Source organism: Gordonia sputi NBRC 100414 (assembly GCF_000248055.1).
In the GTDB taxonomy this organism is placed as follows: Bacteria; Actinomycetota; Actinomycetes; order Mycobacteriales; family Mycobacteriaceae; genus Gordonia; species Gordonia sputi.
On the sequence record NZ_BAFC01000014.1, the window covers coordinates 1 to 15,377 of the forward strand.

A 15,377-nucleotide genomic window follows, 5' to 3' on the forward strand; every position below is an offset into this window, starting at 1 on the left:
TGGGTGTGCGGATTTCGGCAATACGCGATGAAGAACAGTCCTGCATCGAGGTGGCCGAAGCCATCAGAACCGTCAGTGAAGTTGTAGCCGCGCCGCAGTATCTGAACTCCGTTGAGGTTGTCCGGGTGGGCCAACCGGAGATGGGCCGTTCTGGCAATGACGGGAACACTTCCGTTGGTGATATGGAAGTCGGGCGCATCGAATTCGCCGGTTTGGCCGAGGGGCGCGCCCTCATCTTTGCTGCGCCCGACGACGATCTCCTGCTCGGAGAGAGCAGCCCGATCCCAGCGTTCGATGTGCATCCGGATACGGCGGGCGACGAGGTAGCTTCCGCCCGTCATCCACTGCGCGGGACGATGGTTGTCATTTGGTGTGACTCTCACCCACTTGTCGAGCAGGTCGGTGTCCTCTGCCTTGATGTTCGCTGTACCGTCCTTGAAACCGAACATGTTTCGAGGGGTTTGCTGGGTTGTGGTTGTGCTCGACGTCCTGCCGAACCCCAGCTGTGACCACCGCACACTGACCACCCCAAAGCCCATTCGGGCTAGGTTTCGGATCGCGTGGACAGCCACCTGGGGATCGTCGGCGCACGCCTGAACACAGATGTCGCCGCCACTACGGCCGGGTTCGAGTTCGTCTTTGGCAAATGCAGGGAGCTCGACAAGCGCTTCGGGTCGATGCACGGAGATGCCGAACCGGTCACCAGCAGTGTTTGATGTGAACAGAGAAGCGCCGAACCCGATAGTGAGCGTGAGATTTGCGGGAGAGAGACCCAACGCCTCGCCGGTATCGCTCGGCGGTACGTACTGTCCTAATCCCGTGGCACCGTTGGGGTAGGTCTCAAGCCCGCGGGTCATTCTCTCGGCGGCCAATGTCCAATCACGCAGGAGGCGAGTCAATTCCGCGCGGTCGGTGGTGATCACATCGAACGACACAAAGTGCAGGCGATCCTGCGCAGCTGTGGTGATCCCCGCCTGATGATCGCCTCGAAACTCGACTATGTTGTTTGGTCGATCCGGTCGGGTCGCCACCACCCCGACTGTGGTTGCCGCAGCGGTGAGACCTACGGCGCCAACGCCCACCGCGCCCAGGACGGTCCGGCGGGACAACCGTGGTGTGGCAGATCGGGGGGACTGCCGCCCAGGTTCATCCGGTCGATCAGTGGCCCCGTCTGCCGACTCAGGAGGACCGACATACATGTAGGGCATCCTTGCCTGTGGAAGCTTAGGGGACGCTGAGTAGCGTCAGTGTGGATACATACGGCCGACTAGGCTTCAGAAGGTGTATCAGCGTGCAAGGACGATTCTCGGTCGACTTGTCGGCTGGACTCGTCCCGTACGCATGCGGCTCACGCTTCTCGCGACCGGTCTCGTCGCGTGCGCGTTGGCAATCGCGGCGGTGGTGATGGTCGAAGCACTACATCACGTGTTGCTGCGCAGTGCTGATGCCGCCACGTTCGCGCGCGCAGAGCAGATAGCGGGCACGTTGTCGGCTGAAGGTGTCGGGGGTATCGACCCGGCGCTACTGGCGAGCGGCCAGAACGTTGCGGTCATACAGATCACTGACGAGTCGGGTGCTCTGAGGTTGGTCAACAAACCCGTCTACTCGCGACCGATGTCGCCTCCGTTGGCCGCCGGGCAGCGGTTGACGATTCACGGTGCGCACGCTACCGACACCGAGCAGGAATTCCAAGCGAGCGCCTACGGGGTGAAGACGCCCGAGGGAGTCTTCACCATCCAGGTCGGCGCGGAGGAGGCGCCCATCAACGCCACCGTTGTCGCGCTAGGGATACTGTGCTCCATCGTCTTTCCATTCGTCGTTGTCGGAATGGCCTTCCTCACTTACGTTTTCGTGGGGCGTGCGCTGCGCCCGGTCGACGATATCCGGGCACGTGTCGAGGAGATCTCGGGTGGTGACCTCACCCAGCGGGTCCCGGTACCCGCTACGGGCGACGAGGTGTCTGCGCTGGCCGTGACCATGAACGAGATGCTCGCCCGTATCGAGGTGTCACGAACGCAGCAGCTGCAATTTGTCAACGATGCATCGCACGAGTTGAACAGTCCACTGACCACACTTGTTGGGCTGCTTGATCTTTCGAGTGTCAAACGTCAGCCCATCGATCCGGACACGGTCGATTCCGTGATGCTGCCCGACGCTCTGCGCCTGCAACAGATGGTTGCCGATCTCCTGCTTCTCGCCCGTGCAGATGAAAGCGGAGTACCACTACATCTCGACGACGTCGACCTCGACGAGATCGTCAGCGCAGAAGTCACCCGACTCGACGCGATGACCGATCACATCGTCGACGCTCGAATCGTTGCCGCTCGGGTTCGCGGTGACGCGGACAAGCTTGCACGCGCGTTACGCAACATCGCCGACAATGCTGCGCGTCATGCCTCGAGTAGCCTGTCGGTGACGATGTCGAGAGACGTCGTAGATGCCACGGTCACGATCATGGTTGCCGACGACGGTGACGGTATCCCTGACGGCGACAAAGCCCGTGTCACAGAGCGATTCGTGCGCCTCGACGCCTCGCGGCAGCGTGGGTCAGGTGGTTCAGGTCTCGGACTGGCCATTGTCTCGGAGATCGTGCGCGCCCACGGTGGGACCGTGGTGATCACGGATGCTGATGGCGGGGGAGCGGCAGTCGGCTTTCGGCTGAGCGTCGAGCAGGATCTGGACTAGCCTGTACGTGGCTAGCCGCCCCCGTCGGCCGCCAGGCGATATCCGACGCCGCGTACAGTCTGAATTGCCTTGCACCCGAACGGGGTATCGATCCTCTTGCGGAGATAGCTCACGTAGACCTCGACGACGTTCTCGTCGCCGCGATAGTTCACGTCCCAGACGGAGTCGAGGATTTCTGCTCGGGTGACCACCTCACCCTTGTGGCGCATCAGGAACTCCAGCATGCTGAATTCCCTTGGTGTGAGGGTGAGTTCGGTCTCGCCGCGGGACGCGACGTGGGCCGCTGGGTCGAGAGACAGGGTGCCGGCGGTGAGCACCGCTGGTCGCTCGGGTGCACCACGGCGGGCAAGTGCACGCATGCGCGCGATCAACACGATGAACGAGAACGGCTTGGTCAGATAGTCGTCGGCGCCGAAATCGAAGGCGTCGGCTTGGTCGTACTCGCCGTCCTTGGCCGTCAGCATCAACACGGGCGTCCACACCTGGGAACGTCGTAGCGACCGCACGACCTCGTATCCGTTGAGGCCCGGCATCATGATGTCGAGCACGATCACGTCGAAGCGCTCAGAGGTGGCCTTCTCCAGGCCGAGCGCACCGTCGTGCACGACGTCGACCACCCAGCCCTCGGCCACCATCATCCTGCGGACCGTCTCGGCGACGTTCTGGTCGTCGTCGACTACAAGGATGCGCACGCCACATTCACCGCCCTCTTCTCCTAACCTCTCTTCTCCGAGCCTCTCTTCTCCGAACACAGTGTGCGTGATTGCCGCTGTGGAGACACTGAGTGGCCCCGTCAAGGCGGGCGGAGCACGCCCGGCGCCGCACGAAACGCATGCGACGGCGATCCATGAGTCTCTCCACTTTCGTTCAAAAGCCCAGGATGGATTCTCAACTTCTCAACACCGAGCGTCTGAGTCTCCACATTCGTTCGCGCCAGCACCAGCATGCTGACGCGGACGAAAGTGGAGAAATAGGCGCCTTCTGATCAGCAGTTACTGCGAATGTTGAGACAGGCGTTGGAACGAATGTTGAGAATGTGTGACAACGCGCCGCCTACCTGCGGAAACGCCAAGCAGATGGCGTACCTCTTGGTGGCCGCTCAGCGACATGAACGATTCTGCTGCGCTGAGAGCGTGGGTCTACAGTCTGCTGGTAGTTCACGTCGTGGTCCGAGTACGGAGCAGTCAGCGATGCTGCGGTCGAAGGCGGAGCGTCATTACGGAACCAAGTGCGACTTGATCCCAGGTAGCGGCCCCTGGAACTGAGACTGACAGCGCTACAGCGTGTGCGCCCACTGCAGCCTGGCTGACAGAAGCGGGCTGGTTCGGTCAGGATTCGCGATATGCATTGCCGATCCAATTGAGGTGATCGTGTCCGACAAATTCCGACGTAGCTCAAACTCGGTTATGGGTTTTCGAGCGTGAGGTGCGGTCGGGGAGGAATCCCTTTGGACAGTGCTGGCAGTCTTCCTCCGGAATTTTGTTCTGGTTCCAGCAGCGGTCGCAACTCCAGTATATGGCTGTGTGGTCTTCAGATTCAGGTGCGCCAGACAGGATGCGGATTGTAAGGTCGTCGCTGGCCCATAGGTACCTTGTTGTTGACATGTGACCTTCTGTATCTACGGTGCTCGATATTCGTGCTGCGTGATGAATGAACTCCGGGTCTTTCATCTCGGATATTTGACGCAACATGCGATCTGGAGTAATTGAAGTCTGGAAGGCGATGATGGAAGTCAAGTATCGGTGGGGTGCTTCGTCGCTCTTCATCATGGACAGTAGTTTCTCGCTGAGTACCTGTGACTTAATGTTCCAGATAATTCGGCAGGTTGCGCGTGCGATAAAGTTAGAAGGAGAACTCATCAAGTACAAGATCTCGTCCTGAAGTTGATCGGCTGAATCGGGCGCGAGAATGGCTGATCGCTGATAGGGTGGCGGCATCGATATATAGCCGATAGAGATCAACTCTTGTAGTTCGTCGTCGCCGCCTGCTTTCGCTTTCTCCACGATGGCTCTTACCCTAGCTGGGTCGGCATCGAGTGCCACGCAGTACAAGCGCGTCAATCGAGTTAGGTCGTCGCTGATTTCAGCGGTCCACAGCTCGCGTGTCATTTCTTGGTAGGATGCCTTGCCTAGGTCCATTGCGTCTATTAGATCGAAAATCTCGGTAGCCCACCATAGTTCACTGGGTCGAAGGTTTACGGATTTATCCGTGACTCGCCCTATCGCCTCTATTTCGTGCACGCCCCATCTGCGTCCATCGGGAGCTTCGACGAGTTTTCGATGTAAGGGGGGTATGGTGTGATTCTGTTGAACGGGATAACCCGCAGCGCGGAGAGTGCTGAGAATTCTTATTTCCAGGCCGGATGAGAATGAGGCGAATGACGCGTAGGGCTCCATCAGTTGCGCAATCTCGGATGTGAAATTCGAGATGAAGCTCAGTGCGGAGCCAACTAACTCGACACGCCCTGTTAATAGGGGTTCTCCGGAGACTAGGTGGAAGATGCTACCACGACGTGTCTCCTCAGTGAATGGCTCACCGTGTTGTGGAAGGGGAAGACTGAGAGCCGAAACGAATGCATCCAAGTCCTCCTCGGTCATACTACGGTTGTCTACGGATGCGTCTGTGACTCTTGCAAAGGCATCTGCAATGATCTTTTCATCGGGATATTCAGCGAGACTGAGGATAGAGTTGCGAAGCGCACGTAACTTAGCAGGGCAACGGAGGCGGGCGGCAGCAAGCACGAATTGCCACTGTGGTCCATCCCGGAGTGCGACGCTTGCATCGCGATCGAGGCTGTCCCAGTCGACTTCCTCGTACCGTTGAGTCCGGTGCTTCTCCTCCGCATTCGAGTGAAGTAGCGAGAGGCACCTTTCGAGCGTCGTGGCGGGCAAGCTGTTCTCGCTGCCGTAGCGCGCTACCCACAGAACTGCTCTTTCGCAGTAGTTCTCAGCAGTGAGAGCAGCGTCGGCAAGTTCCGTGCTCTTGCTAAGGGCAAGCAACACCGTGTCGATCATGGACGCATCTCTTAAGGCGTTCGTGATCCAAGCATCCCGATCATCGGAACTGGCTGATGCAACCCACAAGGCGTCAGCCAGCTCGACGAACTGTTGGCTGCGTGCTTCGACGATACCGGAACTGTTGGCCACAAAAATACTCATGGTTTCGTCCCAGAACACTACGCTGGCGGAAGCCAACTCTTCAGCGTCACGCGGCGGGATACCCCACGCCTGCATGAAGGTTTCAGCTACAGAACGCGTCGAGTCCGCAAGACTGAGTGGTTGAGAGATGGCGAGCGCACGGCCAATTGACACGTAAGCATCAAACAGCCGAGGCGCCGTTAGCAGTCCATTATCGTAGGGTATCAACTCGCCGTTAGTGCGCCGCCTTTCGTGCTCGTCGACGCCTGTTCGTACAGCGCGCTCCAGAACGTCCGCCGCGGATGATGTCGCTTCACTGTTATCGGAACCAGCAACTAGAATCGCTACTATCATCGATAACAGTGGCACGCCGGAGATATCCCGCGACCTCTCCAGTACTTGATCGAAACTGATTGTCTTCTGCCTAACCCATTCTGCTCGGCCATCTGAAGGTCGGTCTTGTGCGATCTTGCCAATCAGCTGGAGCGGTATCGAGCGGGGGCTCTTCGGTTCGCTGAGACTCACCGTGGGGAGATCGAGTTGACGAGCTTGATCCAGAACACTCGGACGCGTCGTAACGATCACCCCGGCTTCTCGCATCGGTCCAGTTGTTAGCCTCCTCAGGCCTGACAAAACGTCGTGCACAGATGTGCGACATTCGTCCAATCCATCGAGGATGAAGATAACCTTGCCAAGGTCTCCTAACGCCCGGATCGAATCGTAGACTTGTTCGGCCTCGGCATGATCTGCGCACGATAGTAGGACTCTCATTGATATGTCGGTCGGAAATTCCGCCTTACGTGCCAGTTTGCGGAGTCGCACTATTATTGGAACTGGAGTGTCGGGGGTCGCTGAGTAATGCGCTGCGAGCTGTTCTATGGTAGTGGTTTTACCTGCGCCTGGGCCAGCATGCAGGATAAATCGCCTGAGTCTTCGAGTAATATTCAGTAGCGTGCTCGTTGAGCGAGATTTTGCATCCTCGTCGTCAACAAGTGCCTGTATCGTGTTGATGAGCCCTGTGACGTTGAGTTCAGGGACACTGCACTTGATCGGGGTGCGGACGATCCCCTGGTTTGCTGCGAGGAGCTTTCTGTATTCTTCAATGCGTCGTTTGTGCGCCTCTAGTTGCTGTGCAGGCGCACCCGCGAGATCTGGTTTAAGCGTTATTCCACCAGCAAATAGTGCTTCCCACGATTCTATGACAGTGCACGTTCCCGCCGAAGCTGCCAATCGATGAACGAGTGTTCTGATCACGGCGAGCGCGGAATCCGCCTGTACATTAGACGCGAGGATTGTACTCATCCACGCCGCAGCCGGTTCGTATTCGGGGGATACTGTGTCCGCAGCGTCAACACGCCAGGCGTACAAAGTGTCGAGCACCCTCTCGGTTTCTTGGCAATCTTGCTGGCTGAGCTCCTCGCGGATAGCGGTAATCGCATTCCGTTCACGAGAAGTCAGTACGCCGCCGTTCCGGCGCTTCCGTAGCGCAGTCGGCAGCTCGCGGATCGCTCCGATGAAATCAGCAGAGGCGATGATGAGGCGATCGTCGAACCCCACTGTCTGGGTGTGCGTAATGATTTGGTGTAGCGCGCTGCGTAGTGCCGCATCGCGACCGCATGTACGTTTGCATTGAAAGAATGCCCTTGACCCGTCCGTATCTGTCATGGCGATGTCGTCGAGCGGGTCGGTGGTTTCGAATTCGAACAAGTTCGGGCTTTGATTGCTGGCATACTCCAGTGCAAGAATAGGGCGTCCCACGAGGCCCAGTACTGCGATCAAGGTCGCAACCCCAGCTCGGTACGAGCTTCCTGCTTCGTTCGCCTGCCCACCGCGACTACCCATACAAGGCTTCTACAGGATTGTTTCTGCCGATGCACATGAAGCTGTGTTTCGACGTAGGCAACTCACGAGTCGTCGGCCACGTCGAGGGCGCCGATGTAGGTCGATGGGGCTGCAGCACGTCAAGGGGAGCGCTCGGTCTCCTGAGTCCCTGGCTAGACCGATCGACATCGGTCTACTACCCGGTGCTTGTTCTGCTTCTGTCGTGATCGGGCTGATGGCCGTCTGGACCCGGGGTGTCCCTTGCGAGAAACCCCAACTTAGGTGATGTATCATAAATGATACATCACTTGAGTTGCACGCTCGTGCGATACGAGGAGACGGTAGTTGCTTTCACTGCGCTTCTGGCCATGCCGGAGGCGGCCGCTCGGAACGACGACTGTTGGTACGCCCGAAAACTGACCCCCGAGCTGCAGGGAGGCTTCAGCCGCCGTTGACGGCAATTGCGCTGGGTCGCGACCAGCACTGCGCTACTGGGTGAGCTGTGTGCCCGCATCGCGAGCAGCGGATGGTGGAATGGCGGAATACGACGAAACGAGTGCGAGAAGTCTTGGCCCTGCGTCGTCGATGGCTACCGTGTTGAGGAACTGGATCGGCGTCTTGCCGTCGAGGTGTCGGTTGTAGAGCTGAAACCATCGAGCAACCGCGTCCACTTCGAACAACTCGGATAGGGCCAGCGCAAGGTCGAGAACGAGGTAAAGCCGAGCAAGGGTGTCCTGCGCTTGAATGGAACGGCTGCCGTCGATCCACTGCCGGAGTGCCCTGGTCTCGGACATACCTACGGCTTCGCTCGCGACTTTCATCCCGAGGATCTCGGCTAGGCTACGCGCAGCTTCCGATGGACTGTGGACGAAAGACGACCGATCTCCACCACAGTTACGACGCGCATCCTCGCACGTCCCAGTCGCCGAATCTGCTTGTCGCGCTAGTCCCACACCGTTCACCGCCCTCATTCTCAAAATGGTGGTACCCTGATCACCAGTCTAGTGACGGCTCCCCACACACAGCATCACTCGGGCGATTCCACACATCCATAAGTGGATTGACTCGGTGAATGGGGGTGCTCGAATGGTCGAGCGTTAATCTGCGGACCTTAGCGTCACAACTTCTTTGTAGGCGCCCGTAAGCGGGCGACGTCTCATGCAAGCACCTGCACAACATGCAGGACGCGGTGAGGGCTGAGCTGGCACTCGGCCCCCACCTATAGCTCGTCGAGCTTGCGTTGCCCTGTCGATTGGGAGACGCGTTGCAAGTCTATCCGAATGCGAGCCTCAACGGCTCGCGTTCTTGGGGTGCCTGATGGGTGCTCCGAGGTCGTCTCGAATACCCGCGCGCGCCGGCGCGCGCCGGATCGATCGTCGACTGTCAAAACTGTTCTCTGGTTTGCTCAGCGTTGACGACACGCAATGGATCATGCGCGATGCGGAGCGTGTACACGAAGTGGCTGGCACAGCCCGCGTGTACTCCTGGGATGGTTCGGCAGTCACTTTCGGCGAACTAGAGACGATCGCCGATCTAGATCCGGCGACGCTTGAGCCTGTGCGGAGGCTCGGGACCTGGCAACAGGCGCGTTCAAAGATGCTCCTTCATTCGACGCGGTTCGACGGATACACCCACTCGGTTCTGGGCGAATCCATCCTCGAAGGCATGTGGATGAAGGCACTCGATCGGACAAACGGACTCGTCGGCTACATTGGCCAACCGCTGATCGTGCGGTGGACAGTAGGTTCGAAGGCAATCATCCATCTGCCGGACATGCTCGTCTCGCATCGCGGCCACGACACGTGGCTGCTGGACGTGCGACCGGACGCGCTGATGGATACGCCCGGCGGACAGCTGATGGCGACCCTGATGACCGTTACTGCAGATCTCGCGGGAGTCCGTTATCACATCGCCGGAAGCATGTCGCCTCAGCATCGACAGAATCTAGACAATCTGGCCATGAGTCGGTGGGGTACCAGCGTCGAGGACACCGATTGGTGGACCGCCGTTGATCGAGCCCGCCCCGAGACGATCCGGGCACTAGCTGAGATCGCAGGCGACGAACCCATCGGCATCTCGCGTGCACTCCGAACGCTGGCGCAATGCAAATGCCACGCGGATCTGACGCGCACCCTCACGCTCGATACAAGATTGGAATGGAACACCGGAATGATCAATCCCAACGTGGCTTTCGGGTTAGGCAGCGAATGGGTGCACGATGGACGGCGTGTCCAGGCAAAATCGGTGAATGTATTCGCCGATGAGCCAATGGTTACCCTTTTTGATGAAAAGAATTGCGAAAAAATTACAGTTCGATTGATTGATGCGCTCCGAAGTCACAACGTTGAGGTTCGGCCTGAGCGTGGCAGGATTTCCGATCTTGAGAACGTTCCGCCCGCTGACCTAGATCTGGCTCGTGAGCGCTTCGCTCACATGCGCGACATGGTCCACGGCAGGGTTTGTGAAGTGGACGGAACGCGCCCGGATTCTCGATACGACGTCATGGTGACGAACGAATCGGACCGGATCAAGAACAAAATAGAAGAGCTCAAAGGCAAGCCGGGATACTCTTCAAAAAACATCTACAAACTGCTCAAGCGGTTCAAGGAAAGTGGGGAGCGGATCGAATCGCTAGTTCGGTATGGGACTAGAGAGGTTTACAATCCCGAAAGCACTTTGCGGCCAGAAACTGTGCAATCGGTGCGGTCAGCAATCACCGAACTCACTGCCCAATCGACGGGAGCGACGGGTCACCGGTCCCTCGTCATCAACGTTCGTGGCAAACTGCACGAGTGGGGAATCTCTGATGAGAATCTAACGCACCATCGACTGGACAAGCTTGTCGAACAGCTTAGCAACGAGATAACTAAAGACACTACTCGAACACGGGAGAACAGTCGGTCGAGAAGGATCAGCGGGTATCGACGTCCCAGGCCCACTCGCTACCTTGAACGCGTTGAAATCGATGCCACGCCGTTGAATCAGGTGTGTGGCGATATCGCTACGGGGGCTCAATTCAGGCCATACGCATTGATTGCCGTTGATGTTCAATCGACGCTCTACAAAAGCCGCCTCACGCCGTCGATGCCCACTGCGCGCGACGTGCGTCTTCTGCTTTTCGACATGCTTCTTCCGATCGTCCAGCCTGAAGTGGTGGACAAAGCCAGTCGCTCTGGACTCATCGGTCTACCTGAGAAGCTCATCCTGCGCATGACCGACGAAATTGGCACGGTTGTCATCGACAACGGGTCTCAGATGATGCCCATCACCAGCAAGGACATCGTTAAAGACCTTGGCATTGATGTAGAATTTTGCCGTACGCACACACCTTCAGACAAGCCCTACGTCGAATCCAGAAATCGAAGTCTGGATCTGCTGCAACAGCTATTTCCTGAGGGGTACGTCGGACGTAATGCTGAATACCGAGGAAAAGACACTCAACCCATCTTCACGTTTCAAGGCCTCAACTTCATGATGCAAGACTTCGCGAGTCGTGAGTATCCTGGCCGTGTGAGTCCCAACCTACGGTCCGATTTATCATCTAAGGTGTTCATGAGTCCGGTGCAGAAACTCGCGGAGTCGATCACGCGAGGCGGACTTGTCGAAACGTCCATACACCCAGACGACGTCTACGGTCTATTGGAATCCGAGGAGCGGCGAGCCACCCAAGGTCGCGTAGAGTTCGATGGAATCGCTTATGTGGGGCCTGAGCTAAAAAAGCTTGTCGGAGATTCACTTTCAAGCGTTCCCGTTCGCCTCTACTATGACTACGCCGATCGATCTCGAATATTCTTCTTTATGGGTAAGACGGAATCGTGGTGTGAACTTCAAGCTATTGACGATTATGGCGAAGCCGTCCCTCCAATGTCGGATATCTTAATTCATCCGTGGATAAATTTCAGGAAACAGGGGCGTTTGACTAGAAACAAAACCGATGACGCCGATCTGGGGTGGAAGATATTCTTCATGGAGCAAGCCAAGTCCACGCCAGGTCTTCTCGCTCTTGATAGGGCCAATGTAAGCACCCGGCTCCCTAGCCCGTCTGGCACACCCGGAGCCCGGGTCCCCGGGGAACGGACGGCACCCGGACGCAAGCGGAAACGCCCTCCTGAAGAGTTTCCTATCGATATCGACGACTTTGAACACGAGGAACTCAACGTTGCCCGCTATCAACAGGACGAGAATGAAATTCTCGAACAAATGACATCGACTACAGATGAAGGGATATGGAAACATGACAAAGGAGACTAAATTTCACATAACGAGACCCAAAGATTCCTACCGGCGGGAATCATTCTATGCGGGTAGACGACGTCTCGAAGACTACTGTGGTCCTCCGACGGAACCTGATGCTGATTTCGACGAATTGAAAGACTGGATCGAAGGCATTGGTCCGATAATGACGCCGACGATAATTAGCCTTCAGCGCGACATCATTCGCCTGATGAGAGACAACGGCAGAGCCATTAACGGTGGGTGGAAGTGGATGGCTATCGACGGATATTCGAAAATGGGCAAAACTTACTCAGTTATCGTTGCCGCACTCCTGATCGCTGATGCATTAGTCGTCGACCAGCCTGACGATGTGGTGGCCCCGTACCACCACATTCCGGTGGTTTTCATCGGCGCACCTACTGCTGCAACTGTGCATGCGCGCTACTTGCTCGACAAAATTGCCATCTTCTGCGGATTCGTACTTCCGACGCGAGGGGGCTTGCCGCAGCTGATAGCGAAAGTCCGGGACATGCTCGAACGTTTCGGCACGCTGCTGATCGTCGTTGATGACGGACACTTCATCAAACGAATGAATGGAGGGCGAGACCTCACTGACGATCTCAAGTCAATCCTCACCGAGATCCCCGTCACTTGGGTGTTTGTCGGCGCTGGACTCAGAGAGAGCGCACTTCTGCACGTGCCCTCGGAAAAGTCACCGGAGTTTCGAGGTACAGCAACACCTTCGAAGCGAACTCCCGCGCGCTACATGGCGGTTGAACAGCTCAAGCTCCGGATGAAGTGGCGACCGATGGTCCCCGAACGCGTGCCCGACGACGGGGCGCCTCCACCTCAGTTCAGCTACTTCGTAACCACCTATGTCAGCCAGCTCGAACGTATCCCGAGATTGAGACTCGGTTCGCTGCGGACGACTGGGGTTTTGACGGAGCTCTTCCGTCAATCTGCTGGTCGACCAGGCATAGCAACCGACCTCCTGAACGAGATCGCATTCGAAGCGCTCAGGCAGCCCCACTCCGATGTCGGTGCAATAGCGCAACGAACTCTTGCCGCCGCGCACGAAGTTCGATGACACAGCGATGACGCGACGACTTCCGATCACGTCTGCTCCGCTACCGAACGAGACACTCGACTCGTGGGTTAACTACGTTGCGGCGCTGATTGCACCATGCGCGCGGGACATGTTTGACCTGATCGGACTGCCCAAACCGTGGCCGACTGGAACACTCGCGCGCGGCGTTGATCCGAGCGTTCTCGCAGGCCTCGCCCAGGCGACCGGAAGCGCCCCCGAGGTCCTGCGGCGTGCCACACTTCAGGCGTTTGACGGAGTGGCTCCTATACAGAGGCGCACATCGATCGATTCCGTGCTCCTGACGGGACGACGGGTGAGATTCTGCCCAGAGTGCGTGGCCGCCGACAACAGAGCCTGGCAACTTGATTGGCTACTGTCGGTTACCCACGTATGTAGCCGCCACCAACGCGTCCTCACCGAAGCGGCGACACCCAACCTCGTAGAGGCAGCATCCGCACAGCACGTCGCACGAGTAAGTCACCGCGTAATCGTTGCCCAACAATGGATCGAGCGGGTCATCAGGGGCGAGATAGACGCCCTTGCCCGAAACCGTAGCGGCGACCTCGATTGCGAACCCCTCCTGCATGACATCGCAATGCTCATCGGGTCGAGCGCCAAAAAAATCAGCTTCGACAGCCAATCAAGCACAGTCCGACTCTTCGGGCGAGCACAGGCTCAGGCGACAGCCATCGTCAACGAATGCTGGGTAATCGACAAACCACAGTCGATGCCGCCTATGTGGGAGCGCGTGGTGGCGATGACTCTGATCACCGAAGCTCTCACCGTTGACGATGTCGAAACGGCGCTCTCGCTCATTGCTCAGGTACCCGTCGGTACAGCGCAACGATTCGCCAACTCGCGCCCACCTTCGGACGTTCAGCGACGACTTCGATCGAGGCCGGTACGGGAGCTGTTCTTAACTCACATTGTGCGCACAGGATCACCGACCGCACACATTTGGCGCAGCCCTGCCTTGGTGACTGCGCCGGGCGATCCCGTACCCATGCGGGATCTTCCCGGCCGCGTGTGGGCGCCGATACTGCAGACGCCGCCGCCATGCACCGACCGAGCACGACCGATCTTGCCTACAACTTTGATTCTGTCGTTAGCTGGAGTGGGGTTCATCGGGGACACCGTCACGTTCAAACGCTACTTCCGCTGGACCGTGTCCGTTGATGTCATGCAGAATCATATGTCCGCGCTATTCGACCACCCGTCCGGCGACGACACCCTCAATTACGTCATGGCGCTCCGAGACCACCTTCTGACACACCCGTCACCAATCGACTACCACCGCCGCCGCACGGCGTTCCGGACACACCACTGCCTCCTGCCCCGAAATCGCCGTGTGTCGATTCTCGAACAGATGAGTTCGCGCTACGTATGGCAGCTTCTGACGGGTGGTGATCCCTTCCTCAGCGCCGGAACGGGCACATCGTTTGGCCTCCTGGCTGCGCGTTACGCAGAATTCGTCGAGCTGATGGACCTCACACAACGGCAGACACTCGCTCGCGAGGCTCTGAGCATCCTGCGGGCACACGCCATCACAGACGAGCCACTCATGTACACCCCTGCATTCGGCTCGCATGCATACGCGGAACTGGCGACACTGGAATCGACCGACGACGATCCCGCTCGCTTCCTGCTAGCCGGCAGCTACATCACCGAAGTCCACATCGACTCGACGATCCCGATTGACGAGTTGATCGCGCGAGCAATGGGTGATGTCAAAGATCTTGAACGCAGCATCGCGTTCATTGCTCAGTGCGCGACAAGCGCGCTGGGGGGCGGCGCGATCGACCACGAAGAACTTCGACGCGCAGCGGCGCCGGTTGAACAACTTCTGGGAAGAACCGTGTACGTCCGCCGAAGCAACGGCCGATTCACGCGATTCAATCGGACAGGCGAGAAACTGGTGGAAGCCGCACGCGCAGCCGGGATGATATGACCACTCAGCGAGAGCAAACCCGGCCGCCTCACCGACCTGCAGCCCGCCCCGAAGTTGATGCGGGCGCAGATATGGAGGTGTCTCCGATCTAGCTCGTGCGGCTCACCAGCGAGCAATCGCGGTGACATGAGAATCCCATTCGGCGCGCCAGTCGACTACGCACTGCCCCGCATGGCTACCATCCAGAAATGGCGATCGTCCCACGGATAGTAGAACCTGCTTCCGTGTTATTCAGCGCGGTGCAGGCGCTCGGCGACGACAATAGGAAGTACCTGGGGCTACTTCCGCACGCTGCGTGGACCGAGTACGCACAAGCAGGACACATCTGTGCGATGGTCGAAGAAACATCGCCGGACACGGCGCTCGCTTATGCGGCATACCGCACGCCGAGGAACGAGATCGTTATCGCGCATCTTGTGGTGTGTGCTGAAGCGAGGGGTTCTGGCCTTGCCCGCAGACTCATAGACTTCCTGCGACGCAACTA

General features: G+C 58.1%; 9 protein-coding genes. 5 read left to right on the forward strand and 4 right to left on the reverse strand.

Annotated features, from left to right (window positions below; genetic code table 11):
* A partial coding sequence (locus GOSPT_RS01870) for a Dyp-type peroxidase (RefSeq protein ID WP_005202320.1) occupies window positions 1-1,199 on the reverse strand: 1,199 nt, incomplete at its 3' end.
* Between the two features lie 142 nt (window positions 1,200-1,341).
* Here GOSPT_RS01870 and GOSPT_RS01875 point away from each other — a divergent pair.
* Entirely contained in the window at window positions 1,342-2,685 is a 1,344-nt protein-coding gene (locus GOSPT_RS01875) for an ATP-binding protein (RefSeq protein ID WP_005202322.1), read from the forward strand.
* An 11-nt stretch (window positions 2,686-2,696) separates the two neighbouring features.
* Here GOSPT_RS01875 and GOSPT_RS01880 read toward each other — a convergent pair whose 3' ends face one another.
* The 3 genes from GOSPT_RS01880 to GOSPT_RS23780 all read right to left on the reverse strand — a co-directional run bounded on the left by GOSPT_RS01880 (window position 2,697) and on the right by GOSPT_RS23780 (window position 8,437).
* On the reverse strand, window positions 2,697-3,377 hold the full coding sequence (locus GOSPT_RS01880; RefSeq protein WP_005202325.1) for a response regulator transcription factor: 681 nt from the start codon (window positions 3,375-3,377) through the stop codon (window positions 2,697-2,699).
* A gap of 702 nt (window positions 3,378-4,079) precedes the next feature.
* Window positions 4,080-7,601, reverse strand: a complete 3,522-nt coding sequence (locus GOSPT_RS23515; RefSeq protein ID WP_168431404.1) for an NACHT domain-containing protein — start codon at window positions 7,599-7,601, stop codon at window positions 4,080-4,082.
* 530 nt (window positions 7,602-8,131) lie between these two features.
* Complete coding sequence (locus GOSPT_RS23780; RefSeq protein WP_168431406.1) at window positions 8,132-8,437, reverse strand: antitoxin Xre/MbcA/ParS toxin-binding domain-containing protein; 306 nt, start codon at window positions 8,435-8,437, stop codon at window positions 8,132-8,134.
* 523 nt (window positions 8,438-8,960) lie between these two features.
* Here GOSPT_RS23780 and GOSPT_RS01895 point away from each other — a divergent pair.
* The 4 genes from GOSPT_RS01895 to GOSPT_RS24085 form a co-directional block, all read left to right on the forward strand.
* Entirely contained in the window at window positions 8,961-11,894 is a 2,934-nt protein-coding gene (locus GOSPT_RS01895) for a Mu transposase C-terminal domain-containing protein (protein ID WP_083837442.1), read from the forward strand.
* Window positions 11,878-12,945: a hypothetical protein gene (locus tag GOSPT_RS01900; protein ID WP_005202341.1), complete on the forward strand. Its 1,068-nt coding sequence runs from the start codon at window positions 11,878-11,880 to the stop codon at window positions 12,943-12,945. The genes GOSPT_RS01895 and GOSPT_RS01900 overlap by 17 nt, the downstream gene beginning before the upstream one ends.
* Window positions 12,946-12,952: 7 nt before the next feature.
* The gene (locus GOSPT_RS22975) at window positions 12,953-14,893 is read left to right on the forward strand and encodes a TniQ family protein (RefSeq protein WP_005202343.1); all 1,941 of its coding nucleotides are present in this window, start codon (window positions 12,953-12,955) and stop codon (window positions 14,891-14,893) included.
* Between the two features lie 188 nt (window positions 14,894-15,081).
* Window positions 15,082-15,377: GNAT family N-acetyltransferase (locus tag GOSPT_RS24085; protein ID WP_005202344.1), on the forward strand; the 296-nt coding region annotated here is incomplete at its 3' end.

Coding starts and splice junctions, on each gene's coding strand:
- GOSPT_RS01875 (WP_005202322.1), top strand. CDS start 1,342: ATGCGGCTCACGCTTCTCGCGACCGGTCTCGTCGCGTGCGCGTTGGCA.
- GOSPT_RS23780 (WP_168431406.1), bottom strand. CDS start 8,437: ATGTCCGAGACCAGGGCACTCCGGCAGTGGATCGACGGCAGCCGTTCC.
- GOSPT_RS01895 (WP_083837442.1), top strand. CDS start 8,961: ATGGGTGCTCCGAGGTCGTCTCGAATACCCGCGCGCGCCGGCGCGCGC.
- GOSPT_RS01900 (WP_005202341.1), top strand. CDS start 11,878: ATGACAAAGGAGACTAAATTTCACATAACGAGACCCAAAGATTCCTAC.
- GOSPT_RS22975 (WP_005202343.1), top strand. CDS start 12,953: ATGACGCGACGACTTCCGATCACGTCTGCTCCGCTACCGAACGAGACA.